Annotated in this window: 22 protein-coding genes; 9 read left to right on the forward strand and 13 right to left on the reverse strand. The window is 70.0% G+C overall.

Translation table 11 applies throughout. The features are described from left to right. The first annotated feature begins 6 nt into the window (after positions 1-6). Positions 7-1,269 (forward strand): isocitrate dehydrogenase (NADP(+)), encoded by a 1,263-nt coding sequence (gene icd, locus CK500_RS08060; protein WP_095637054.1) that lies wholly within the window; start codon positions 7-9, stop codon positions 1,267-1,269. 372 nt (positions 1,270-1,641) lie between these two features. On the opposite strand, the gene CK500_RS08065 is transcribed toward icd, so the two are convergent. Next, on the reverse strand, positions 1,642-2,055 hold the full coding sequence (locus CK500_RS08065) for an Lrp/AsnC family transcriptional regulator (RefSeq protein ID WP_050026908.1): 414 nt from the start codon (positions 2,053-2,055) through the stop codon (positions 1,642-1,644). A 96-nt stretch (positions 2,056-2,151) separates the two neighbouring features. On the opposite strand from CK500_RS08065, the gene carA reads away from it, so the two are divergent. Both carA and surE read left to right on the forward strand, forming a co-directional pair. Then, positions 2,152-3,213, forward strand: coding sequence for a glutamine-hydrolyzing carbamoyl-phosphate synthase small subunit (carA, locus tag CK500_RS08070; protein WP_095636737.1), 1,062 nt, complete (start codon positions 2,152-2,154; stop codon positions 3,211-3,213). A gap of 174 nt (positions 3,214-3,387) precedes the next feature. Further along, positions 3,388-4,299, forward strand: coding sequence for a 5'/3'-nucleotidase SurE (surE, locus tag CK500_RS08075; RefSeq protein WP_095636738.1), 912 nt, complete (start codon positions 3,388-3,390; stop codon positions 4,297-4,299). A gap of 31 nt (positions 4,300-4,330) precedes the next feature. On the opposite strand, the gene CK500_RS08080 is transcribed toward surE, so the two are convergent. Then, the gene (locus CK500_RS08080; protein WP_095636739.1) at positions 4,331-4,558 is read right to left on the reverse strand and encodes a hypothetical protein; all 228 of its coding nucleotides are present in this window, start codon (positions 4,556-4,558) and stop codon (positions 4,331-4,333) included. A gap of 368 nt (positions 4,559-4,926) precedes the next feature. On the opposite strand from CK500_RS08080, the gene CK500_RS08085 reads away from it, so the two are divergent. The 4 genes from CK500_RS08085 (at position 4,927) to CK500_RS08100 (ending at position 9,626) form a co-directional block, all read left to right on the forward strand. After that, positions 4,927-6,699, forward strand: coding sequence for a glutamate--tRNA ligase (locus CK500_RS08085; RefSeq protein ID WP_095636740.1), 1,773 nt, complete (start codon positions 4,927-4,929; stop codon positions 6,697-6,699). 85 nt (positions 6,700-6,784) lie between these two features. After that, positions 6,785-7,114 (forward strand): 4Fe-4S dicluster domain-containing protein, encoded by a 330-nt coding sequence (locus CK500_RS08090; protein ID WP_095636741.1) that lies wholly within the window; start codon positions 6,785-6,787, stop codon positions 7,112-7,114. A 178-nt stretch (positions 7,115-7,292) separates the two neighbouring features. After that, positions 7,293-9,290, forward strand: coding sequence for a MutS-related protein (locus CK500_RS08095; RefSeq protein ID WP_095636742.1), 1,998 nt, complete (start codon positions 7,293-7,295; stop codon positions 9,288-9,290). A 90-nt stretch (positions 9,291-9,380) separates the two neighbouring features. Continuing rightward, the gene (locus CK500_RS08100; protein ID WP_095636743.1) at positions 9,381-9,626 is read left to right on the forward strand and encodes a hypothetical protein; all 246 of its coding nucleotides are present in this window, start codon (positions 9,381-9,383) and stop codon (positions 9,624-9,626) included. Positions 9,627-9,633: 7 nt separating this feature from the next. Here CK500_RS08100 and CK500_RS08105 read toward each other — a convergent pair whose 3' ends face one another. From CK500_RS08105 to tatC, 3 genes are all read right to left on the reverse strand, one after another. Beyond that, complete coding sequence (locus tag CK500_RS08105; RefSeq protein ID WP_095636744.1) at positions 9,634-10,893, reverse strand: magnesium transporter; 1,260 nt, start codon at positions 10,891-10,893, stop codon at positions 9,634-9,636. Positions 10,894-10,973: 80 nt separating this feature from the next. After that, positions 10,974-13,925: an excinuclease ABC subunit UvrA gene (gene uvrA / locus CK500_RS08110; RefSeq protein ID WP_095636745.1), complete on the reverse strand. Its 2,952-nt coding sequence runs from the start codon at positions 13,923-13,925 to the stop codon at positions 10,974-10,976. Positions 13,926-14,050: 125 nt separating this feature from the next. After that, entirely contained in the window at positions 14,051-16,279 is a 2,229-nt protein-coding gene (gene tatC, locus CK500_RS08115; protein WP_095636746.1) for a twin-arginine translocase subunit TatC, read from the reverse strand. 121 nt (positions 16,280-16,400) lie between these two features. Between tatC and CK500_RS08120 the strand changes: the two genes are divergently transcribed. Both CK500_RS08120 and CK500_RS08125 read left to right on the forward strand, forming a co-directional pair. Further along, on the forward strand, positions 16,401-17,612 hold the full coding sequence (locus CK500_RS08120; RefSeq protein WP_095636747.1) for a twin-arginine translocase subunit TatC: 1,212 nt from the start codon (positions 16,401-16,403) through the stop codon (positions 17,610-17,612). A 175-nt stretch (positions 17,613-17,787) separates the two neighbouring features. Continuing rightward, positions 17,788-17,967 (forward strand): hypothetical protein, encoded by a 180-nt coding sequence (locus CK500_RS08125; protein ID WP_095636748.1) that lies wholly within the window; start codon positions 17,788-17,790, stop codon positions 17,965-17,967. A 74-nt stretch (positions 17,968-18,041) separates the two neighbouring features. Here the strand turns inward: CK500_RS08125 and CK500_RS08130 are convergent, their stop codons facing one another. The 8 genes from CK500_RS08130 to lysW form a co-directional block, all read right to left on the reverse strand. Next, a complete protein-coding gene (locus tag CK500_RS08130) occupies positions 18,042-18,395 on the reverse strand; it encodes a hypothetical protein (protein WP_095636749.1) in 354 nt (117 codons plus the stop codon). Between the two features lie 43 nt (positions 18,396-18,438). Beyond that, on the reverse strand, positions 18,439-19,338 hold the full coding sequence (gene argF / locus CK500_RS08135) for an ornithine carbamoyltransferase (protein ID WP_095636750.1): 900 nt from the start codon (positions 19,336-19,338) through the stop codon (positions 18,439-18,441). 100 nt (positions 19,339-19,438) lie between these two features. Continuing rightward, positions 19,439-20,605, reverse strand: a complete 1,167-nt coding sequence (locus CK500_RS08140) for a [LysW]-lysine hydrolase (protein WP_198951532.1) — start codon at positions 20,603-20,605, stop codon at positions 19,439-19,441. Continuing rightward, positions 20,605-21,732, reverse strand: coding sequence for an aspartate aminotransferase family protein (locus CK500_RS08145; RefSeq protein ID WP_095636751.1), 1,128 nt, complete (start codon positions 21,730-21,732; stop codon positions 20,605-20,607). The genes CK500_RS08140 and CK500_RS08145 overlap by 1 nt, the downstream gene beginning before the upstream one ends. Further along, positions 21,729-22,607 (reverse strand): acetylglutamate/acetylaminoadipate kinase, encoded by an 879-nt coding sequence (locus tag CK500_RS08150; protein WP_095637056.1) that lies wholly within the window; start codon positions 22,605-22,607, stop codon positions 21,729-21,731. The genes CK500_RS08145 and CK500_RS08150 overlap by 4 nt, the downstream gene beginning before the upstream one ends. A gap of 77 nt (positions 22,608-22,684) precedes the next feature. Next, complete coding sequence (gene argC / locus CK500_RS08155; protein ID WP_095636752.1) at positions 22,685-23,773, reverse strand: N-acetyl-gamma-glutamyl-phosphate reductase; 1,089 nt, start codon at positions 23,771-23,773, stop codon at positions 22,685-22,687. Continuing rightward, positions 23,770-24,663: a lysine biosynthesis protein LysX gene (lysX, locus tag CK500_RS08160; protein ID WP_095637057.1), complete on the reverse strand. Its 894-nt coding sequence runs from the start codon at positions 24,661-24,663 to the stop codon at positions 23,770-23,772. Before lysX ends, argC begins: the two co-directional genes overlap by 4 nt. A gap of 41 nt (positions 24,664-24,704) precedes the next feature. Continuing rightward, on the reverse strand, positions 24,705-24,893 hold the full coding sequence (gene lysW / locus CK500_RS08165) for a lysine biosynthesis protein LysW (protein WP_008001778.1): 189 nt from the start codon (positions 24,891-24,893) through the stop codon (positions 24,705-24,707). Between the last annotated feature and the right edge of the window lie 124 nt (positions 24,894-25,017).

The following is a 25,017-nucleotide window of genomic DNA, read 5'->3' on the forward strand; positions in this document are numbered from 1 at the left end:
ACGTTCATGAGCTACGAGAAGGTCGACGTCCCTGCGGACGGCGAGGCGATCGAGCTGGCGGACGAGGAGACGGGAGAGCTGACGGTGCCGGAGAACCCGATTATCCCGATCATTTACGGCGACGGGATCGGGTCGGACGTGGGACCGGCCGCCCAGAAGGTACTGGACGCGGCCGCCGAGGCCACGGGCCGGTCGATCGCGTGGATGCGCGTCTACGCGGGCGAGAGCGCCCGCGACAAGTACGGCGAGAACCTGCCCGAGGACACGGTGTCTGCGATCCGGACCCACCGCGTCGCGATCAAGGGCCCGCTCACCACGCCCGTGGGCGCGGGCTTCCGCTCGCTGAACGTCGCGCTGCGCAAGACGCTCGACATGTACGCGAACGTCCGGCCGACCTACCACCTCGACGGCGTGCCGTCACCCGTCAAAAACCCCGAGGCGATGGACATGGTCACGTTCCGGGAGAACACCGAGGACGTGTACGCCGGCATCGAGTGGGAGGCCGGCACCGACGAGGTCGAACAGGTCCGCGAGTTCGTCGAAGACGACATGGGCATCGACGACATCATCCACGACGGTCCCGTCGGGATCGGCGTCAAGCCCATCTCCGAGTTCGGCTCGAAACGCCTCATCCGTGAAGCGATCGACTACGCGCTCGCCAACGACCGTGACTCCGTCACCCTCGTCCACAAGGGCAACATCATGAAGTTCACCGAGGGCGCCTTCCGCGACTGGGGCTACGAGCTCGCCGACGAGGAGTACGGCGAAGACGTCCTCACCGAAGACGAGCTGTGGGAGGAACACGACGGCGAGCAGCCCGACGGCACCGTAGTCGTCAAAGACCGCATCGCCGACAACATGCTCCAGCAGGTGCTCACGCGGACGAGCGAGTACGACGTGGTGGCGACGATGAACCTCAACGGGGACTACTTCTCGGACGCGGCCGGCGCCCAGATCGGCGGACTCGGCATCGCGCCCGGGATCAACCGCGGCCACGGCCGCTGTCTCGCCGAACCCGTCCACGGCTCCGCGCCCAAGTACGCCGGCGAGGACAAGGTCAACCCCACCGCCATGATCCTCTCAGGCCGCGAAATGCTCGACTACCTCGGCTGGGACGACGCCGCCGACCTGGTGCGTGACGCCGTCGAAGAGACGATCTCCTCGGGGAAGGTCACCTACGACCTCCACCGCCAGATCGACGGCGGCGAAAAGCTCGCCACCAGCGAGTTCGCCGACGCCGTCGTCGAAAACATCGAGAACCTGTCGTAGACGGGTTCTCTGGCCTCCGGCCGCCGGCCGGAGACATCGAAACGCTCGCCTAAGCGCGGTCATCGCGACGCCGTTTTCCATTCTTTTTCGAGCGCGAGAGACATCGCCGTATATGGACAACCCCCGATCGCGGATCGGCGGCGAACACCTCCAAAGCTCCGGCTGCTCACTTATGAATAGTTGACAACAAATCGCCGGAGAGCGCCTCCAAAGCCACACCCGTCCGGGGCTGCACGGCACCTCATGCCTCCCCAGCCTCGCCGCGGCCGCTTTTAAGCGGCCGCGACTCCCTCGCGCGTGCGGTTCGCGCCGCGTTGCGGCGCTCACCGGCACGCGCCGCCGCAGATCGATTTATAGGGAATCGCCGCTCGTCTACCCCAGCCGCTCGTCGAGGATCAGCCGCGTCTTCGTCGACTTGACCTCGTCCATCTCCCTCGCCTGCGAGATGAGCTCGTTGACCGCGCGCGTGTCGACGGCGTCGACGACGAGGACGATGTCGTCCTCGCCGGAGACCTGCCAGACGAAGTCCACCTCCTCCCAGTCGACCATGCGCTCGCCGACGGCGGCGGTGTCGACGTTCATCTCCACCGAGATCTCGATCATCGCCTTCACGTTGCCGGTGCGGGTCGTGACGGTGAACCGCTCGATGATCCCCTCCTCGGTCATGCGGTCGACGCGGTTGCGGACCGTCCCCTCCGACGTGCCGACCCGGTCCGCAATCTCCGTGTAGGGGGTCCGCGCGTCCCGTCGCAGTATCGAGAGGATCCGGCGATCGAGGTCGTCCATACCAGACCCTTTCGCCCCGTCGACTTACTCGTTACGAATATCGTAACGAATCTACGAACGACGCATTTATTACCCTTTGCGCGTACGTTTCTCGTAATGTCGGACGCCTACATCGCGCTGGCCGACGGACGCGTGCTCGAAGCGCGCGCTCGTGCGCCGGGGCGCACCCGTGGCGAACTGGTGTTCACGACCGCGTACACCGGCTACGAGGAGTCGCTCACCGACCCCTCCTACGCCGAACAGATCCTCACCTTCTCGTACCCCCTGATCGGGAACTACGGCGTCCGAAGCGAACGGTTCGAGTCCGACTCGGTCCGGCCGAACGCGGCGATCGCCCGCGAGCTGACCGACGACGTCGCCGAGTGGCTCGCCGGCGAGGACGTGCCCGCCGTCGACCACGTCGACACCCGCGAGATCGTCACGACCGTCCGCGAGGAGGGCGCGATGGCCTGCGGGATCGCCGCCGGCCCGGACGCGACCCCCGAGGACGCGGTCGCGGAGATGGAGGCGTGCGAGCCGATGAGCGACCACGTCGACATCGGCGCGCAGGTGTCGGTGACCGAGCCGACCGTCCACGAGGGCGGCGGAGACGCCACCGTCGCGCTCCTCGACTGCGGCGCGAAGGGCTCGATCATCTCCTCGCTCACCGAGCGCGGCGCCGACGTCCACGTCCTCCCGTACGACGCGACCCCCGAGGACGTGGCCGACGTGGACCCCGACGTGCTGTTCGTCTCGAACGGCCCGGGCGACCCGGAGAACTTCGTCGCCGCCCAGACGGTCGTCGACGAGTTCGCGGGCGACCTCCCGCTGGCCGGCATCTGTCTCGGCCAGCAGGTGATCACGAGCGCGCTCGGCGGCTCGACCGAGAAGATGGCGTTCGGCCACCGCGGCGTCAACCAGCCCGTGAAGGACCTCCGCACCGACAAGGTCGTGATGACGACGCAGAACCACGGCTACACCGTCGACGACACCGGCCCGCTCGAGGTGACGCAGGTGAACGTCAACGACGACACCGTCGAGGGGCTCGACAGCGAGGAGCTCGACGTTATCACCCGCCAGTACCACCCCGAGGCGAACCCCGGGCCGCACGATTCGCTCGGCTTCTTCGACGAGGTGCTGGAGCTGGCGCGCTCGGCGCCGTCCGTCGCCGCCGACTGACGGCGGCTTCGGCCCCGCGCACGACCCGCCCCGCTCTCCGGGCCCTCCCGCTGACCACCAGAGTACCACCCGGCCGACGTTCGCGGCCCCGTTCGCTCATCCGTCACTCCCGCCCGTCGACTCTCTCCGCCCGCGACCGGCGACGTTTTCCGCCGTCCCCCCGCAGTGACGGCCATGACGACGGAGATCCTCCTCACCAACGACGACGGCATCGACGCCGTCGGGCTCCGGGCGCTTTCCGACGCGCTCTCGCGCGAGTACGACGTGACGGTGGTCGCGCCCGAGAGCAACCAGTCCGGCGTCGGCGGCGCGCGCTCGTGGTGGGACACGACGGTTGAGTACGCCGAGACCGACCTCGGCTACGCGGTCGAGGGGACGCCCGCGGACTGCGTCGCCGTCGCGGACGTGGCGCTCGGGCTCGACCCGGACGTCGTCGTCTCCGGCTGTAACCACGGGCCGAACATCGGCGCGCACATCCTCGGCCAGTCGGGGACGGTCGGGGCCGCGATGGAGGCGTCGTTCCTCGGCACGCCGGCGATCGCGGTGTCGCTGTACGACCGCGGCAACCTCCCCGTTCCGCCGACGCTCGACAACGACGACTTCGCGGTCGCCGGCGAGGTCGTCGCCGACCTGCTCGCCCGCGCCGAGGTCGGGGGCGACGCGAACGCCGACGGTTCTCCCCTCGCGCTCCCGTTCGGCGCCGACGTGCTGAACGTCAACGTGCCCGCGGCCGACGACGAGGCGGCCGCGGATCCGACCTACCGGTTGACCGAACCCGCGCGCGGCTTCGACGTGATCGAGTTCCGGCCGGGCGACGAGGCCCCGGAAGACGAGAACGTCCCCGACGACTGGAAGTTCAGCGAGCGGCGCGGGGAGATGGGGATGGAGCTCCGCGACCGCTTCTGGCGGGAGTTCCTCCGCGGCGACGTCGCCGACGATCCCGGCTCCGACCGGCTCGCGGCGGTCGAGGGCGAGGTGAGCATCTCCCCGCTGTCGTCGTCGCGGTCGATCGCCGGCGACCGCGCGGGCGAGGTCGTCGAGCGGGCGGCGCCCGAATCGGCGGCCTCGCGGATCGAACAGGACTGACGGAGGAAAATTTCTCGGTGCTCCCCCGACCTCAGCGCCGCCGGCCCGGCCGCCGCGAACCGCCGGTGAACTCCCTCCCCAACCGGCCGAGGTACCACACGACGACCAGTCCCAACGCGACGCCGACGCCGAGCGCGGCGAGCAGTTCGATCGGGGAGGGGTCGAACTGGAGCGAGATGAGCGGCGGCGACACCGCCACGACGAGGAGGATAACCGCCTTTATCCGCCGGTTTCCGGCGTCGCGCTCCGCCTCCGACATGGGCCCTACCACGCCGATCCCCCCGCGGTCCGCGCTCGGGCCTCGATCGCTCCCGTGTCCATGGGCCACCCACGGCTCGCCCCGATATCAACCCGGCGGAGCCGGTCGGGCGACTGCGGAGTTGAGGGCGGACGAGCGCGACCTTGCGATCGATCCGCACACCTACGTCGTCGCGTCCTGATAAGCCTCTCGACCGTTCACGCCGGTAACGGTGGGCTACCGCCGTGAACGGTCTCGACTGTTTAAGCCGATCCGGGTCCACGTCTCCGACACCCCTACCCGCGGTCCCGACGGCCCCGTTTCGCGGGAGCCGCTCCTTCGGGCGCCGTTCCGCGGCGCTTTTGAGCCGACCCCGACAAGCGGGACGCATGGACGACGAACTCCGCGAGCGCGTCGCGGCGGCCGGCGAGGCCGCCGCGCTGTTCAACGCGCTCAAACACGGCAGCGACCCGGACGTGGGCGCCATCATGGGCCCGCTGATGGGCGAGAACCCCGAGTTCCGACCGCACGGCGACGAGATCCCCGGCGTCGTCGCGCCGATCGTGAACCGGGTCGCCGGCATGGACGAGGCGGAGCGCCGGGAGCGGCTCGGCGAGCTCGCGCCCGACAAGCTCGCGGAGCTGGAGGCCGACGACGAGGCGGACGAACACGTCCTCCCCGACCTCCCGAACGCCGAGGCTGGCGAGGTCGTGATGCGCGCAGCGCCGAACCCGAACGGCCCGTGGCACGTCGGCCACGCGCGGATGCCCGCGGTCATCGGGACGTACAAGGAGCGCTACGACGGCGAGTTCATCTGCCGGTTCGACGACACCGACCCCGAGACGAAACGACCCGATCTGGACGCGTACGACGCCATCTTAGGGGACATCGAGTACCTCGGCTTCGAGCCGGACCGGGTGCTCCGCGCCTCCGACCGGCTGGAGACCTACTACGACCACGCCCGCGAGCTGATCGACGCCGGCGGCGCGTACACCTGCTCGTGTTCCGGCGAGGCGTTCTCGGCGCTGAAGAACGACGGCGAGCCGTGCCCGCACCGCGAGAAGGACGCCGAGACGGTCCGCGAGGAGTTCGACGCCATGATCGACGGCGAGTACTCGGCCGGCGAGATGGTCCTCCGCGTCCGGACCGACATCGAACACAAGAACCCCGCCCTGCGCGACTGGGTCGCCTTCCGGATGATCGACACGCCGCACCCGCGCGAGGCGGCGGCGGAGTACCGGTGCTGGCCCATGCTCGACTTCCAGTCGGGCGTCGACGACCACCTCACGGGCGTCACGCACATTATCCGCGGGATCGACCTCCAGGACTCCGCGAAGCGCCAGCGGTTCGTCTACGACTACTTCGGCTGGGAGTACCCCGAGGTGCTCCACTGGGGCCACGTGCAGGTCGACGAGTACGACGTGAAGCTCTCCACCTCGACGATCAAGGAGCTGATCGAGACCGGCGAGCTGACCGGGTGGGACGACCCGCGCGCGCCGACCATTCGGTCGATGCGCCGCCGCGGCATTCAGGGGCAGGCCCTCGTCGACTCGATGACCGAACTGGGGATGTCCACCTCGGACGTCGACCTGGCGATGTCCTCCGTCTACGCGAACAACCGCGACCTGGTCGACGACGGGGCGAACCGCTACTTCCTCGTGCGCGACCGCGACGACGCGCCCGCCGTGGAGCTGCCGATCGTCGACGGCGACGCGCCCGCGCCCGAGGCGGGCCACCCGCCGCTCCACCCCGAGCACGCCGACCGCGGTGACCGCGAGGTGCCCGCCGGCCGGGTCGCGATCGAGTCCCCGGACCTCCCGAGCGAGGGCGAGCGCGTCTGGCTCAAGGGGTACGGCTGCGTCCGGTACGAGGGCGACGAGCTGGTCTTCGTCGACGCCGACATCGACGTGGTCCGCGAGGGCGGCGTGGACGTGATCCACTGGGCGCCGGTCGAGGAGGGGCTCGACACGCTCCTCCGCACCGTCGACGGCGACGTGCGGGGGATCGCGGAGCCCGCGCTCGCCGACATCGATCCCGACACGGTCGTCCAGTTCGTGCGCGTCGGCTTCGCCCGGATCGACGCGTTCGGTCCCGCGGCGACCGACGAGCCGGACGGACCCAACGGCGAGGAGGACCTGCTGGCGTACTACGCGCACCCCTGAGTCGGGTCGTCGTCGCGCTGAATGGTCTCCGTCTTCCGGACCGCGTCGCGGAGTTTAAACCCCCGAGCACCGAATCACGGGCAAGATGGCCATCGACTCGAACTTCGAACAGAACCGGGAGCAAGTCGGCGAGGAGGACGGCGTCGCCGTCTGGGGACCCGTCGAGCCGCCCGAGAAGCAGGGGATCCGCGGCACCCACGTCGCCGTCGACTTCGACATCTGCCTCGCCGACGGCGCGTGTCTTGAGGACTGTCCGGTCGACGTCTTCGAGTGGGTGGACACGCCGGGACATCCGGAGTCCGAGCGCAAGGCGAACCCCGCCGACGAGGACCAGTGTATCGACTGCATGCTCTGCGTCGACGTCTGCCCGGTCGACGCGATCGACGTCGATCCCGGCCGCGAGAACCGGTTATAAGCGATCGAGTGGGTGGGGCGCGGGCGATTTTCGACCTCCGTGGTGAGCGATAACCGGCTGACTGCGGATCGACGGCGAACCCCGCAAAGCCCCGGCCGGCGGCAAGCCGCCGGCGACCGCGCAGGCGCGCGCCGACACCCCCTATCCTTTTGCGCGTTGCCGCGATATCCGCGGACAGATGGAGTTGGAGGCGATCCCCGGCGTCGGCGCGAAGACGGCCGCGGCGCTGCGCGAGCTCGACGACCCGGTCGCGACAGTCGAGTCCGGCGACGTGGCCGCGATCGCCCGCGCGCCCGGCGTCAACGAGGCCCGCGCGGCCCGCATCGCGCGCGGCGCGATCCGCCGGCGACACGGCGATGACGGGCGCGTGCTGGCGACCGACCGCGCCCGCGAGGTGTATCGAGAGGCGATCGACCTGCTGCGCGAGCGCACCGTCACCGACTACGCCGCCAAGCGGCTGGAGACGTTCTACCCGAGCGGCTCGGCTTCGCGGATCGAGGAGGCGCAGTCGTTCGCCGCGGCGGCGACGGAGCAAGAGCCGGATCCCGCGGTCCGGGAGGCGCTCGCCGGGGTCGAACCCCTGACTGACCCGCCGACGGTTCGGGTGCGAGACCGCTGTCTCGCGACGGCCGACGCCGAGACCCTCGCCCGTGCCGAGTCGGCGGTTCCGGAGCTGTCGGTCGAGACGGTCGAGGAGGCACGCGACGTCTCCGAGCTCGCGCGGTCGTACGCGACCGTGATCGTCTTAGACGAGGCGTTCGCCGGGCTCGACGTCGAGGGCGACGTGCACGTCCGCCCGGACGCCTTAGAGACCCCCGCAGAGACGGTTCCGGAGCGACTGCTCGCCTTCTTCGCCGCGAACCGCGAGCGGCTGGAGGCCGCCGCGGCGGTCCACGAGGCGGCGGACCTCTCGCCAGCGGCCGACCTCGACCGCCTCCGCGACGCGCTCGCGCGGCTCGACGACGACGGGACGGTCGTCGGCGACGCGGAGCTGGACCGGCTGACGGCCGCCGTCGACGACCTCGACGCCGCGGTGTCGACCGCCGAATCGGTCGCGGACGACCGGCTCAGGGAGGCGATCCGCGAGCGCGACGTGACGATCGAGGGGACCGACTTCCTCTCCTTGGTCGAGCAGGGCGCCCGCGTCGACTCCCTCCTGGACCGCGAGCTGGCCGACGAGTACGACGAGGCGATCGAGCGCGCCCGCGAGCACCTCGCGGACGCGCTCCGCTTGGAGCCCGGGGAGGCGGAGCTCGCGGACCGCGTCTTCGGCGGCGACCCCTCCTTCCCGGTCGAACACGAGGAGAGCGCGGTCTCCCGGCTCCGGACCGAGCTCTCGGCGGCGCGGGACCGGCGGGCGGCCCGGCTCAAGTCCGAACTGGCGAGCGACCTCGGCGACCTGCGGGAGCCCGTGGAGACGCTCGTGCGCGACGCCCTCGAACTCGACGTGGAGCTGGCGATCGCGCGGTTCGCGCGCGACTTCGACTGCGTCATGCCGGAGGTCGTCGGACCGGAGGGGACCGCCGCCGGCGACGCGAAGGGGTTCCGCATCGAGGGCGGGCGCTCCCCCCTCCTCGACGTCGACTTCGCGGACGTGGAGCCGATCGACTACGCGGTGTCGGGCGCGACGCTCCTCTCGGGGGTCAACTCCGGCGGGAAGACCTCCACCCTCGATCTGGTGGCGCTCGTCGTCGTGCTGGCCCAGATGGGGATGCCGGTGCCCGCCGAGTCGGCGACCGTCGAGCGCTTCGAGGAGGTCCACTACTACGCGAAATCGCAGGGGACCCTCGACGCCGGCGCGTTCGAGGCGACGCTCCGGGACTTCGGCGACCTCGTCGAGGGCGCCGACGGGCGGCTCGTCCTCGTCGACGAGCTGGAGTCGATCACGGAGCCGGGCGCCTCCGCGAAGATCATCGCCGGCATCCTAGAGGCGCTCGACGAGCAGGACGCCACCGCCGTCTTCGTCTCCCACCTGGCCCGCGAGATCCGGGACGCCGCCGACTTCGAGGTCGCCGTCGACGGGATCGAGGCGGCCGGGCTCGTCGACGGCGAGCTCCGGGTGAACCGCTCGCCGAAGAAGGGGCACCTCGCGCGGTCGACCCCGGAGCTCATCGTCGAGAAGCTCGCGGACGACCGCGGGGGCGACTTCTACGGGGACCTCCTGGAGAAGTTCTGAGGCGGTGAGTGGGTCACACCGACGACGACCGCCGTGCGACCGCGCGCGACCACCACCAGCTTCAGGTGTCGGTCCCGCGAAACGGCTCCCATGCCGGCCGTCACCCCGCTCGCAGTCCTCCTCGGCGCGGTCCAGCTCGTCGTCGGCCACCGGGTCTCGCTGTCGGTCACCGGTCTCTCCCGCGTCGCCCGCGCGCTCGTCGCCCTCGCCGTCGCGGCGCTCGGCGTTGCCGCGCTGCTCGGATTCGGGATCGTCGGCATGGTCCTGTTCGACCTGCTCGCGCTCGCCCTCGCCGCCGTCGGCGGACAACGCGAGACGAGCCCGGCCGCCGGGTGACAGAGGCCTACAGCAGCACCGCCCCGGCCAGCCCGAGGAAGACGAAGAAGCCGAGCACGTCGGTCGCGGTGGTGATGAAGATCGTCGCCGAGGTCGCCGGGTCGTACCCGAGCTTGTCGAGGACGAGCGGCGTGAGCGCGCCGAAGAAGCCGGCGATGACGAGGTTCGCGACCATCGACACGCCGATCACGGCGCCGAGCAGGATTCCGAATTCACCGTACGAGAAGGCGGTCGCGATGACCGCGACCAGGGCGCCGGTGATGAGCCCGTTGACCGCGCCGGCGATCGCCTCGTTCGCGATGACCCGCTTCCCGGTCGAAAGCGACACCTGCCCGAGCGAGATGCCGCGGACGGTGACCGCCATCGACTGCGTGCCGGCGTTCCCGCCCATCCCGGCGACGACCGGCATGTAGGCGGCGAGGATGGCGACGGCCGCGATCGTCGACTCGAACAGCCCGACGACCGCGGCGGCCATGAACGCGGTGCCGAGGTTGAGGATGAGCCACTTGTACCGCCGCCGGACCTTCTCGACCGGCCCGTCGAGGACGCTCTCCTCCTCGGCGACGCCGGTGAACTCGTAGAGCGTCTCGCCCGCCGCCTCGTCGATCAGCCGCAGCAGGTCCTCGGCGTGGATAACGCCGAGGATGTCGTTCTCCTCGTCGAGCACGGCCACGGTCCGCTCGCTGTTCTGCCGGAACACCTCCAGCACCTCCTCGTCCTCCCGGTCGTACCTGACCGACGGCGTCTCCCGGACGTGGTCGGGTATCGACTCCGACGCCGCGTCGGCGACGGAGAGCGCCGCACCGGGGAGCTCGCCGAGCAGCTCGTCGCCGTCGGTGACGAATATCGTCGGCACCTTCCCGGTCCGCTCCTCGAAGCGACGCACCCGCTCGGTCACCTCGGAGAACGACCGACCGGCGTCGACGGTGACGTAATCGAGCGTCATCACCCCGGCGGCGCTCTCGGGATCGAACGACAACAGGAAGTCGACCTTCTCGCGTCGACTGTTGTCGAGGCTGGTGAGGACCGCCTCGCGTGTCTCCTCGTCGACGTAGCCGAGCGCGTCGGTTATCTCGTCCGGGTCGAGCGGGTCGACGAACGACTCCAGCTGTTCCGGGGTCATGCCGGTCGCGACCGCCTCGCGCGCGCTCTCCGAGAGCGCGAAGAAGACGTCCCGTCGCTCGCGTCGCGGCAGCGACGCGAACTCCGCCGCCGGCTCCGGCGACATCGCGATCGCCTCCTGTACGTCGGTCGTCTGGCTGCTCATACGCGGCCGTCACGAGAGTCGCACTAAACGGTGCCGGACGGCGGCATCGCGCGTCTCGCGGTCGCCGCCGAGCGCCGGGCTCAGTCGTCGTCGGCCACAGCCGGCTTCCGACGGTCGTCGCGGGGGCCTTCGAGGTCGACGTCCGGAAGCAGGTCCCGCAGGTACCGCCCGGTGTGCGAGTCCTCCTCGCGGGCGACCGCTTCCGGCGTCCCGCTCGCGACCAGCTCGCCGCCGCCGTCGCCGCCCTCGGGACCCAGATCGATCACGCGGTCGGCGTTCTTGACGAGGTCGAGCTCGTGTTCGATGACGACCACCGTGTTGCCGGCGTCGACGAGCCGGTGGAGCACGTCGATCAGCTTGCGCTCGTCCGCCTTGTGGAGCCCCGTCGTCGGCTCGTCGAGCAGGTAGAGGGTGTCGCCGGTCGCCTTCTTGCCCAGCTCCTCGGCGAGCTTCACGCGCTGCGCCTCGCCGCCGGAGAGCGTGGTGGAGGGCTGGCCCAGCTCCATGTAGCCGAGCCCCACGTCCTTCAGCAGCTTCAGGCGGCGCTGGAGCCCCTGGTGGCTCTCGAAGAAGTCGTACGCCTCGTCGACGCTCATGTCGAGCACGTCGGAGATGGTCGCGCCCTTGTACTCCACGTCGAGCGTCTCGTCGTTGTAGCGCGCGCCGCCGCACTCCTCGCAGGGGACGTACACGTCCGAGAGGAAGTTCATCTCGATCTTCACGGTCCCCTGGCCGCCGCACTCCTCGCAGCGCCCGCCCTTCACGTTGAAGGAGAAGCGACCCTTCTCGTAGCCGCGGCGCTTCGCGAGCTTGGTCTCCGCGAACAGCTCCCGGACGTAGTCGAACACGTCGGTGTACGTGGCGGGGTTCGAGCGCGGCGTCCGCCCGATCGGCGACTGGTCGATGAGCCGCACCGTCTCGATCTCGTCCACCCCGTCGATCGCGTCGTGTGCCCCGGGGTCGACCGAGGTGTTGTCGTTCATCTCGCGGGCGAGCCCCTTGTACAGGATGTCGTTGACGAGCGTCGACTTCCCGGAGCCGGAGACGCCGGTGACGGTCGTCAGCGTGCCGAGCGGAATCGACACGTCGAGGTCCTTGAGGTTGTGCTGGCGGGCGCCGCGCACGGTCAGCTCCCCGTCCGGCTCGCGGCGCTCGTCGGGCACCGGGATCTCCTTGCGGCCCGCGAGGTAGTCGCCCGTGATCGACTCGTCGGCGTCGATCACGTCGTCGAAGTCGCCCTGCGCGACCACTTCGCCGCCGCGCTTGCCGGGGCCGGGGCCCATGTCGATGATCTCGTCGGCGCGGCGCATCGTCTCCTCGTCGTGCTCGACGACGACGAGGGTGTTGCCGAGGTCGCGGAGCCCCGCCAGGGTGTTCAGCAGGCGGTCGTTGTCGCGCTGGTGGAGCCCGATGGAGGGCTCGTCCAACACGTACAGCACGCCGACGAGCCCCGACCCGACCTGCGTCGCGAGCCGGATGCGCTGGCTCTCGCCGCCGGAGAGGGTCGACGCCTCCCGGTCGAGCGTGAGGTACTCCAAACCGACCTCCTCCATGAAGCCGAGCCGCGCGCGGATCTCCTTTAAGATCTCCTCGGCGATCGTCGTGTCGCGCTCGTTCAGTTCGGCCTCCATCCCCTCGAAGTGCTCGCGCGCCTCCGCGATCGACATCTCGTTGACCTCTGTGATCGCGGTGCCGGCGACGAGCACGTGCCGCGACTGCTCTTTCAGGCGGGTGCCCTCACACTCCGGGCACGTCGTCACGGCCATGTACTCCTCGATGTGGTCGCGGGCGCGCTCGGAGTCGGTCTCGACGTGACGGCGCTCTAAGTTCGGGATGACCCCCTCGAAGCGCTCGGTCTTCTCGCGGGTGCCGTTCTTCGTCGTCCACTCGAAGTGGACCAGGTCGTCGGTGCCGTAGAGGAACTGGCGCCGGATCGACTCGTCGAGCTCCTCGAAGGGCGTGTCCAGCGAGACCCCGAAGTGGTCCGCGACGTTGTCGAGCTGGCGGGAGTAGTAGGTGCGGTCGTAGCTCCACGGCTCGAAGACGTTCTTGAGGGGTTTCGAGGGGTCCTCGATCACGAGGCCCTCGTCGACCTCCTTCGTCGAGCCGATCCCCTCGCACTCGGGACAGGCGCCGTAGGGGCTGTTGAAGGAGAACGAGCGCGTCTCGATCGCGGAGAACTGCACGTCGGAGTTGGGGTTGCCGAGCTCCTCGGAGAACTCGACGACGAGCCGGTCGTCGCCCTCGGCGTCCGCGGCCAGCGACCCGGTCGAGCGCGCGTTCGAGGCGAAGGGAACGTCCTCGGGCGGGTCGGGGACGATCAGCTTGAGGGCGCCGTCGGCCTCCTCCAGGGCGGTCTCCACGGAGTCCGTGATCCGCGAGCGCGCGTCGGGCGAGACCGTCACGCGGTCGACGATCACGTCGATCGTGTGGTCATAGTTCTCGTCGAGCTCCGGGTCGTCCAAGGTCAGGTCGACCGGCTCGCCGTCGACCTCGACCCGGGCGTACCCGTCGGCGACAAGCTCCTCGAACAGCTCCTCGAAGGCCCCCTTCTGGTCGCGGACGACCGGCGCGGCCACCTTCGCGCGGGTCCCCTCGGGGAGGTCGAGGATCTGGTTCACCATGTCCTGTGCGGACTGCTCGCCGACCTCCTCGCCGGTGACGGGGTCGTACTGGGTGCCGATCCGGGCGTACAACAGTCGGAGGTAGTCGTGCAGTTCGGTGACGGTCCCCACGGTCGAGCGGGGGTTGTTCGCGGCGTTCTTCTGGTCGATCGAGATCGCGGGGGAGAGCCCCTCGACCGACTCCACCTGCGGTTTGTCCATCTGCCCGAGGAAGTTGCGGGCGTACGCCGACAGCGACTCGATGTAGCGGCGCTGCCCCTCGGCGTAGACGGTGTCGAACGCGAGCGACGACTTCCCCGACCCGGAGAGCCCGGTGACGACGGTGAACTCCTCGCGCGGGATCCGGACGTCGAGGTCCTTGAGGTTGTGCTCCTCGGCGCCGCGGACCTCGATGTAGTCCTTGCTCATCTTGTGCCCCCGTTGCGTGCGCGCGCGGGAATACCCGTCGGTCTCGGCGGTCTGCGGGGCTGACGGGACGGCGGTCTTCGGCGCGGTGAGAAGGGAAGTGGACCGGATCGGAGCCCGAGCGCCCGTCAGCGCCCGACGAGCTCCGAGGGCGGCGAGAGGTTCCGCCGGCCGCCGAACGTGACGAGGAACAGGACCCCGACGCCGACGCCGTACGCCGCCATCAGCGGGAGCGTCGCGAGGATCATCGTGATCACGTCCGCGGGGGTGAACACCGCCGCGAACAGCAGGATCCCGACGGTGACCTCGCGCCAGCGATTCCGGAAGACCCGGTACGGGATCCCGGCGTTGTTCAACAGGAGCATCGCGATCGGGATGTCCGCGAGGAAGCCGATCCCGACGGTGGTGTAGATGACGAGCCAGAGGAAGTCGCTCACCTGGTAGGTGATGATCATGTTCGCCAGCTTGGCGTCGGTGACGAGCCAGCCGATGATCCCGGGGGCGATGTAGGAGTACCCGATCGCGAAGCCGCCGATCAGCCCGGCGAACAGCGCTCCGGTCCAGAGGTACACCGTCCAGATCCGTCCGGCGACGAAGCCGCGCTCGCGGAGGGCGGGCCACGCGTAGTAGAGCGCGACCGGGAACACGGCGACGATCCCGAGCAGCACCGAGAACTTCACCATGAAGATCAGCGCCTCCACCGGGTGGAGTGTGATGATGTTGATCCCGCCCTCGATCTCGGCCGGGACGCGGGACTCCAAGTCGTTTCGCACCGTCGCGAGCCCGCCGAGGTAGAGCCACGTGAACGCGGCCGCCATCACGCCGCCAAAGACGGCGACCAGCCGGAACGACCGCGAGCGCAGCGAGTCGAAGATGAACTTGAGGTCTTTGTAGTAGCCGCCGATGTCGTCTTCGGCCTCGTCCTCGTCGCCGTCGGTGAGCTCGGAGAGGAACGTGGAACTGGCCCGAGAGGTCCGGTCCTGGACGGTCCCCATCAGGCCGTCGCCGCCGGCACCGCCCGCGCCGCCGCCTCCGGACCCGGTCGCGTCGGCGTCGGGGTCGGCCTCGCCGCCGTCGCCGTCACCGTCGTGTACCGCGTCGAACCGGTCGAGGATCGCCTGGGCCTTCTCGGGCTCGTCGTCGTCGATCGCGGCCTGCGCGAGCGCGAGCGACTCCTCCTCGTCCATCTCCGCGAAGGCGTCGTCGGGGGCGGCGCGCACGCCGGCCGCGTCGAGTTCGCTCACGTCGATGGCGGCGGGGTCGCCGTACTGGTACCCCGCGCTCGTCGTGTCGAGGTCGGCGTAGACGGCCCACAGCGTCGCGACCGCGACAAACGCGATCGCCCACGCCACGGCGTAGATCCCGGCCGCCGTCGCGGGGTCGGTGCCGAGCCCGGCGCCCGGTTCGAGGAAGCGCCAGTCGCTGCCGACGAGCCGGAGGAGGTCGTTGACGGCGCTGCGCCCGCCGTACTCGTAGAAGGCGTACACGATCCCGCCGCCGAGGACGGCCGCCCCGCCCACGACGTTCCAGTGGTTCCGCGCGGCGCCGAGCACGTCGATGCGGTCGGAGCTCCGCTTGGCCGTGACGACGAGCTTCGCGAGGTAGAGGCTGAAGCCGTATAAGGCGATCAGCGGGAACGCCCACATCAGCTGCGTGAACGGGTCCGGCGGCGAGAAGAGGGCGCCGAAGACGAAGATTGCGACGACCGCGTAGCGCCACTTGTCGCGGAACGTCTCGTACTGAACGATCCCGGAGTAAGAGAGCCCGGTGATCAGAAGCGGCATCTGGCCGGCGAGGCCGAAGGAGAGCGAGAGGAAGACGATGAACTCCGTCCACATCACGATCCCGTAGGTGGGCTGGAGTCCGGCCTCCAGCCCGAAGCCGGCGAGGAAGGAGAACATGATCGGGAAGAACGCGTAGATCCCGTAGGCGACGCCGACCCCGAACAGCCCGAACCCGAGGAGCGCGATCCCGGCGAGCTTCCAGCGCGGGACCGGCGACTGCGGCCACGCCCCGCGGGCGCGGAGCTCGTCGCGAGCGACGTAGATGAAGGGCGGAATCGCGAAGATCACGCCCACGATCAGCCCGATCTTCGCCTGCAGGAGGATCACCTCGAACGGGGTCGTCGCGATCACGTCGGAGGCCGCGGCGACCTCGGGGGACATGTTCGCCTGCGTGACGGCAAAGAGGAAGTCCCAGACGTACACGCGGAGCGCCCAGAACGTCGCGAGGAATCCCAGCAGGAAGACGACGAACACCTTCTGGAGGTCTTTCTGAACCGACCGGAGGAAGGCCTTCGCAGACTCGCGTCCCTCCGCGAGCGACTGCTGGGTATCCTCGTCGAGGGCACTCGCCATACGGGACCGGAAGTCCGTCGCCGTTATCAACCTTTTCGACCGCGCTCGCGTCCGCCGCCCGGGTGGACGCTCGCCGCTATCCGAAAAGGCCTATAGTCACCCGGTTGCCTAGAAGAAGTGAATGGACGATTCGGACCGGTCGCGCGACGACTCCTCGGCCCCCGAGGACGGCTCGGTCGACAGCGCCGACGCCGGCGGTGCTGAATCGCCCGAATCGGCCGAGACGGCCGATGATACCCACGACGACGGGTCCGACGGCGATGACCGCGACGCCGACGAGTCGGCGTCCGTGGAGCCCGAGGTGTCGTCCGAGGTCACGCCCGAGGTCGGCGCGGGCGAAGATAACGAGGAGGCCGCGGGCGAGACCGGCGCGGACGCAGACGCCGAGAACGACGAAACCGAGGACGGCGGCGAAGACGAAACCGAGGACGACGCCGAGAACGACACTTTCGACGCGCACGAGCCGGGGAGCGCGAAGTACCTCGACGACAGCGAGAAGCCGGACCTCTCGGGCGCTTCGTCCGACGACGATACCACTGACGCGCCGACCGTCGAGGACGGCGGCGTTGCCGAGGGGGCGACCGGCGGCGACGAGGAGTTCGCGGGGTTAGAGGCGCCCGAGACGGACGAGGAGATGCCGCTCGCGGCCCACATCGAGGAGATGATGCGGCGGCTCGCGGTCGTCTTCGTCTTCGGCGGGCTGGCGACGCTGGTCGTCGTCACCGAGTCGACGGAGCTCATCAACTACTTCTGGAGCTACCACATCCCGGCGCCGATGGAGAACCGGCCGCGGCTGTACGGGCCCCTCGAACTCCCGCTCACGCGGCTGAAGGTCGCCGGGCTCGCGGGCGTCGTCGTCGGGCTCCCGGCGTTCGTCTACCAGACCTATCGGTTCATGCGGCCGGGGCTGTACGAGAACGAGCGACGCTACTACCTCGCGGCGGTTCCGACCAGCCTCGTCCTCGGCGGGATCGGGATCGCGTTCGCGCACTTCCTCGTGTTGCCCGCGATCTTCTCGTATTTCACCACCTACACCTCCGACGCCGCGACGATCGCGTTCGGGCTTGCGGAGACGTTCAACCTGATCGTCATCATGCTCGCGTTCATGGCGATCGTCTTCCAGATCCCCCTTTTCATCATGCTCGCGATCATGATGAACCTCGTCACCCGGCAGTGGCTGGAGGCGAAGCGGCTGATCTTCTGGGGGTCGTTCCTCGGGATCGCCTTTTTGTTCAGCCCCGACCCGACCGGGATGGCGCCGATCATCGTGACGCTCACCATGATCGTCCTGTACGAAGGGACGCTGGCGGTGCTGCGCTGGACCGGGAACTAGGCGGGACGCGGCGATCCCCCGGTTCCTTCGTCGAAGCGCTCTCGTTCAGGCGACGTCTCGGCGAGCGACTCGGTCGACAGCGACCGGGGGCCGGCAACGACACTCCGTGCTGTTCTCCCGCCTCATCGTATTGACATCCAGAAAGAATATCGACAAGTGGCACCGATCGGGTGGTATGGTCTCTCGCGAGAACGAGATCGTGTTCGGCTGTGTCATCGTCGGGGCCGTCGCGGCGTTCTGGCTCGCAGACACGGGTGCGCCGGCAGGGATTCCGGCAGGCGCCTTCGCTCTCGTCGCGGCGGTCGTTCCGATGGCGATCAACAATCGGCTCGACGCGACGGCCTCCGCAGAGTGAACGCCGCCTCCGGCGTCTTCACCTTGAAACCGCTCGGTTACGGAGTCGCCTTCCGCTTCACCGATCTCGACGACCTAGACGCCGGGGACGCCGAACGCGCCGACGCCGAGTCCGAAGACGGAGTTAACGACGAAGAGCACGACGAGCGCGGCGACCCACGCGCCGCCGCCGATGATCGCCGCCTTCACCCAGCCGCCGGGGTAGCGCCAGTTGATGACGCCGACCCACACGACCAGCGCGATGAGCGGGCCGACGAGCGGGACCCACGACGTGAGCGCCCAGCCGAGCGCGCCGAGCAGCGCGGTGACCAGGGCGTGGCCGTAGTCATCGACGTCGACGACGACCCGCGCGCTGAGGTAGATGGCGAGGCCGCCCACGAGCAGCGCGACGACGAACGAGGCGATCGATCCGATGAACGGGAGTGTCACGGGAGAGAACGCCGGAGCAGCCGTATAAAACCGGGGCAGACGCCTATTCCCCGCCGAGCAGCTCGACGAGCAGCGCGTTCTGCGCGTGCATCCGGTTTTCGGCCTGGTCCCAGGCCAGCGCGCGGTCCGACTCCAACACGTCGTTCGTGATCTCCTCGCCGCGGTGCGCGGGCAGGCAGTGCATCACCTTCGCGTCGGTGCCGGCGAGCAGCTCCTGATTCACCTGGAACCCCTCGAAGGCGGCGAGCTTTTCCGCGCGCTCGTCCTCCTGTCCCATCGAGATCCACACGTCGGTGTAGACGATGTCGGCGCCGTCGACCGCGACCTCGGGGTCGGTGGTCGGCTCCACGTCCGCGCCGAACGCCGCGGCGCGGTCGAAGACGGCGGGGTTCATCCCGTACTCCGCGGGGGTGGCGACCGCGACGTCGATCCCGGCCATCGCGGCGCCGACCACGAACGACTGCCCGACGTTGTTGCCGTCGCCGACCCACGCGACCGTGGCGTCCTCGCCGACCGTCTCGCGGATCGTGAGGAGGTCGGCGAGCGTCTGGCAGGGGTGCGCCTCGTCGGTGAGCCCGTTGATCACGGGGCAGTCGGCGTGCTCGGCGAGGGTCTCGACGTCCTCGTGGTCGAACAGCCGCGCCATCACGCCGTCGACGTAGCGCCCGAGTACGCGCGCGGTGTCCCGCAGCGGCTCGCCGTGGCCGAGCTGGATGTCGTCGGGGCCGAGGAACATCGCGTGGCCGCCCAGCCGGGTCATCCCCGTCTCGAAGGAGACGCGGGTGCGCGTCGAGGGCTTCTCGAAGATCATCCCGAGCGTCGCGTCCGGGAGTCGGGGGTCGGTCTCGCCCGCCTTCATCGCGGCGGCGCGGTCGAGCAGGGCGTCCAGTTCGGCCGGCGTCACGTCGTCGATATCGAGGAAGTCGTCGGTGGCGAGTGGCATGGGTGGGTCGTGGGTGATCGGATCGGTGGTGGTGTCGGAGTGCTCGTGCGTCGTTACGCCGGTTCAAAAGGAGGCGGCGTCACGGCCGGTGCCGTGACGCCTACGGTCGGTCCCGGCAGACGTCGCTCAACACCGCCGTCGCGCGGTCCAGCTCGGAGAGGGGGAGCCGCTCGTCGGGCGCGTGGTCGAGGTCCGAGTTCCCGGGGCCGTAGGTGACCATCGGGCAGTCCCACGCGGCCGCGAACAGGTTCATGTCGCTCGTCCCGGTCTTGCGCAGCAGGCGCACGTCGCCGCCGGCGCCGCGGATCGCGACGCGGAACGCCCGCGCCAGCTCCGTCCGCGGGCTCTCCATCACCGGCGGGATCGGCTCCTTCCAGTGGACCGAGCCGGTCGACAGCTCCGTCTCCGCCAGCTCGTGGATCTCGTCGACCGTCCGGTTCGGGGGGACGCGCAGCTGCACGTCCATCGTCGCCTCGACCGCGAGCCCGTCGTCGGTGAGCCCGCCGTCGACCGAGACGGGCTTCGTCGTCACCTGCTCGAAGACGGGCGTGTCCGCGTCGGCGGGCTCGAACGTCTCCTCGACGCCGTGCCACCAGTCGATCGCGTGCTGGATCGCGTTCGGCTCGGGCCGCGAGGTGTGGCCGGACTCGCTCGTGTTCACGTACGTCCCCGCGAGGAACCCGCGGTAGCCGAGGGTGACGCCGTCCCAGCCGGAGGGCTCGCCGTTCACCACGGCCTCGGGCGCGTCGCGGTCTTCGACGAGGTGGCGGGCCCCCCGCGAGTTCGTCTCCTCGCCGGCGACGCCGACGAACGAGACGCCCGTCTTCACCGCCGCGACCGCCATCGCGACGAGGGGACCCGTGGCGTCCACGGTCCCGCGCCCCCAGAGCACGGGCTCGCCCGGTTCGCCGACCTCGTCGTCCTCGGCGGCCGGCTTCACCTCGACCGGGATGTCGCCCGGGACGGTGTCGACGTGCGAGGTCAACAGGACGGCGTCGCTGGCGGGCGCGCGGACGTTGCCGACCTCGTCGATCCACGCCTCCCGCCCGTTCGCCTCGAAGAAGTCGACGAGGCGCTTCGCCGCCTGCTCCTCCTCGCCCGAGGGCGAGGGGATGGAGACCATGTCGTACAGCAGCTTCCGGGCCGGCGTGTCGCAGGCCTCGGGGTAGCCGCCGCCCGCGACCACGTCGGTCCCGGCCGACGAGGAGTCGGCGGCGGTGGACTCGGTCGCCGCGTCCTCCGATTCCCGCTCCTTCCCGGTCGACATCACCCGATCACCTCCGCGAGCGCATCGACCACGGCGTCGGCGTGCTCGCGCTCGATCGTCAGCGGCGGGAGCAGGCGCAACACGGTCCGGCCAGCCGGCAGCGCGAGCACCTGGTGTTCGATCGCCAGGTCGCGGAGCAGGCGGTTCGAACCACGCTTCACCTCGATGCCGATCATCAGGCCGTCGCCGCGCACCTCGCGGACGTCGTCGCCGAGGCGTTCCTCGATCTGTCCGCGGAGGTACGCGCCCGTCTCGGCGGCGTGTGCCGGGAGGTTCTCGCGCTCGATCACGTCGAGGGTGGCCCCGGCGGCCGCGGAGACGACGGGCCCGCCGGAGAACGTCGAGCCGTGGTTGCCGGCGTCGTCGGCGATCCAGTCGCGACACAGCGTCGCGCCGATCGGGAGCCCGCTCGCGAGCCCCTTCGCGGTCGTGAGCACGTCGGGCACCACGCCGTGGCGCTCGGCCGCCCAGAGCGTTCCGGTGCGGCCGAGCCCGGTCTGTATCTCGTCTAAGACCATCGCGGCCCCCGCCTCCTCGGTCGCCTCGCGGACCGCTTCGAGGTACGCGGTGGCGGCGGGGTTGATCCCGCCCTCGCCCTGCAGGGGCTCTAAGATTACCGCGGCGGTCTCGTCGTCGACCGCCTCGCGCATCGCCTCGGCGTCGCCGTAGTCGACGAACTCGACGCCGCCGGCGAGCGGCTCGAACCCCTGCTTGTACTTCTGCTTCCAAGTGGCGGCGAGCGCGCCCATCGTCCGGCCGTGGAACCCCTGCGTCGTCGCGACGATCTTCTCGCGACCGGTCGCGTGGCGCGCGAACTTCAGGGCGGCCTCGTTGGCCTCCGTGCCGGAGTTACAGAGCCAGACGTTGTCCACGTCGCCCGGGCCGGCCGCGGAGAGCTGCTCGTACAGCCCCGTCCGCGCCGCGTTCGGGTAGGACGCCTGCACGTACATGAGCTCCTCCAGCTGGCTCGTCGCGGCGTCGACGACCTCGGGGTGACAGTGGCCGACCGGCGTGCAGGCGTAGCTCGCGCCGAAGTCGAGGTACTCGGTCCCGTTCGTGTCGGTGAGGTGGACGCCGTCGCCGGAGGCGATCTCGATCGGCTTCTCGGAGAAGACGAAGCCACTCATGCGGTCTCGCCCTCCGTTTCGGCCTGTTCCGCATCGTCACCGTCCGCGTCGCCGAGCACCGACCGCTCGATCGCCGTCCCCGCGCCGCCGAGCGCGGCGACGATCGGGTCGCGGACGTTGGCGTCCGCCACGATCACGCGCCCGGATCCGCCCGAGAGCGCCTCCTTCGCGGCCATCACCTTCTTGCCCATGAACCCCTCGGCGGCGTCCTCGACCGCGTCGAGCTCGTCGGGCGTCGCCGCCGACTCGATCAGCGTGTCGGGGTCGTCCGGGTCCGCGTACACGCCGGCCACGTCGGTCAGGAGGACGAGGTCGGCACCGAGCGCACCGGCGACCGCGGCGGCCGCACGGTCAGCGTCGGTGTTGACGGGCGTGACGCCGCCGTCGCCCTCTCTGCCTTCCATGGGGGGCGAGACGACGGGGGTGTAGCCGTCGGCGAGGAGGCCGGAGAGGAGGTCGGCGTTGACCGACTCGATCCGCCCCGAGTGCTCGCCGCGGCGGATCTTCTTCTTGCCGCCCTCGATCACCCGGACCGCGGACTTGCGGGGCCCCGAGAGGAGCCCGCCGTCGACGCCGGAGAGGCCGACCGCGTCGACGCCGGCCTCGCGGAACAGCGCCGTCAACTCGGTGTTGAGCTTGCCGGCCATCGCCATCGTGAACGCCTCCATCGTCTCCGCGTCGGTGAACCGACCCGTGACGCCGGAGGCGGACTCGACGTACTCGGGCTCCATGCCGAGCCGCTCGATGGTCTCGTCGACGACGGTGGAGCCGCCGTGGACGACGACGACCCGCCGCCCGTTGGCGGCGAGGTGGGCCACGTCGCCGACCGCGCCGGCCGGGTCGACCGCCTTCGCGCCGCCGATCTTGACGACGATGGGCGGCTCGTCCGCGGGGTCCGTCGCGGCGTCCGCCGCGGCCGCCGCGGCGCCGTCGCCGCCGGTGTCGAACCCCGTCACGGCGATCCCACGGGGTGGAGCCCCTGGAACTCCAGACCGGCGTCTTCGGGCAGTCCGAGCGCGACGTTCGCCGCGTGGACCGCCTGTCCGGCCGATCCCTTCATCATGTTGTCTATCGCCGAGAAGACGACGATGCGCCGGTTGCCGGGGTCGAGCTCGAAGCCGACCTCGCCGTGGTTGGTGCCGGCGACCGCCTTCGGCTCGGGGTAGCGGTAGACGCCGCCCCCGCCGGAGACGATCCGCATGAACGGCTCGTCGGCGTAGGCGCCGCGGTACGCCTGCCACAGGTCCGCCTTCGAGACGGGCTCGTCGGGGAAGACGTGACAGGTCGCGCTCGCGCCGCGCACCATCTCGACCGCGTGGACGGTGAAGGACACGTCGAGGCCGAGGTACGCGCCGATCTCCGCCTCGTGGCGGTGGCTCGTGGGCGCGTAGGGGCGCACGACGCCCGACCGCTCCGGGTGCGAGGAGGCCGCGCCGCCGCCGGCGCCGCCCTCCGAGGAGCCCACCTTCACGTCGACGACGACCTCGCCGGCGTCGGGGCCGAGCGCGCCCGCGTCGACGAGGGGCTTCAGCCCGAGTATCGTCGCGGTCGCGTTGCAGCCGCCGCCGGCGATCAGGTCGGCGCCGGGCAGGTTCTCGCGGTTGAGTTCGGGGAGCGCGTACTCCGCGCGCTCTAAGTACTCGGGCGACTCGTGGCCGTCGTACCACTCGTCGTACAGCGCCGCCTCGGGCAGGCGGAAGTCGGCCGAGAGGTCGACGACCGTGTCGGCCGCCTCGAAGTACTCGTCGATCCGCCCCATCGAGACGCCGTGGGGGGTCGCCGAGAACAGCACGTCGACGGATTCCAAGTCGTCGGGGTCCGAGAAGCGCAAGTCGAGCCCGCGCAGGTTCGGGTGCGACCGACCGACGGTCATGTTGTCGGCCGACCGCGACGTGGCCTGCACGACCTCGAAGTCGGGATGCCCCGAGAGGATCCGCAGCAGCTCGCCGCCGGTGAAGCCGGTGCCGCCAACGACGCTGGCGGTGTACGTCTCGCCGGCGTTCACGTCAGCCGCCGAGTCGGTCGCGTCGTCTGCGCTCATGCCGTCGCCTCCGTGGCGTCGTCAGCAGCCGCCGCGGCCGCCTTCGCCTCCAGCCAGTCGACGACCTTCGCGGGCACGTCGACGTCGGTGGCTGAGTCGAGCGCCTTGAACTCGACCGTGTGGTTCACCTCGTGGACGGTGTACTCGCCGGACCCGGTGCCGCCGACCTCCATCAGGTCGACGCCGAGCATGCCGCCGCCGACCGCCTCGGAGGCGCGCTCGACGAGGTCGAGCGCGCGGTCGTCGAGGTCGAACGACTCCGTCTCGCCGCCCTTCGCGGCGTTCGTGAGCCAGTGGTTCGAAGAGCGGGTCATCGCGGCGACCGGCTCGCCGTCGACCGCCAGCACGCGGATGTCGCGGCCGGGCTTGTCGACGAACTCCTGGACGTAGAACACCTTGTGCTCGTAGTGGCCCAGCGTCTCCTTGTGCTCTAAGATCGCCTCCGCGGCGTTGCGCGTGTCGATCTTCGCCATCAGCCGGCCCCACGAGCCGACGACGGGCTTGAGCACGCAGGGGTAGCCGAACTCCTCGATGGCCTCCATCGCGGTCTCCTTCGTGAACGCGACCTCCGTCGCCGGGGTGGGGATGTCGGCCTCCGCGAGCGCGAGCGAGTTCTTCGCCTTGTCGGCGCAGACGTCGCCCGTCTCGGGGGCGTTGATCACGGGGACGCCGTAGCTGTCGAGGAACTTGGTCGCGTACAGCGACCGGCTCGTCGACAGACAGCGGTCGACGACTAAATCGAGGTCGTCGACGTCGGCCGTGGTCGACTCCAGTCCGAACCGCTCCTTGCGGACGTCGATCTTCGTGACCTCGTGGCCACGGTCGCGGAGCTCGCCGAGCAGCAGCTTCTCGTCTTTCCGGATCCGCGAGTAGAGGATCCCTATTTGCATGTCGACCACTCGCGTGTCGCGGTCGTGGCGGTCGTCGCCATCTACTCGCCCCAGTCCTCCTCGAGTTCGGGAGCCTCTTCGAGCACGACGGGGTCCAGCGAGATGACCTCCAGCTCGGTCCCGGTGACCGGGCTGTCGATGATCTCGCCGACCTCGACGTCGGCCGGAAGCTCGATCTCTTCGCCCGTGATCGGGTCCTCTGCCAGCACCGGGTCAGTGTCGCTCGTCATCGTACCTCCTACTCGACCGTGAACCCGCATAAACCCTTCGAACTTGTAATCTAGTTTACAATAAATAGACTACCCGCTAACGGAGCAAAATCGGCCGTACAATCGCCGTGTGAAATCCGATGTC

The organism is Halorubrum salipaludis (assembly GCF_002286985.1).
Classification (GTDB): Archaea; Halobacteriota; Halobacteria; order Halobacteriales; family Haloferacaceae; genus Halorubrum; species Halorubrum salipaludis.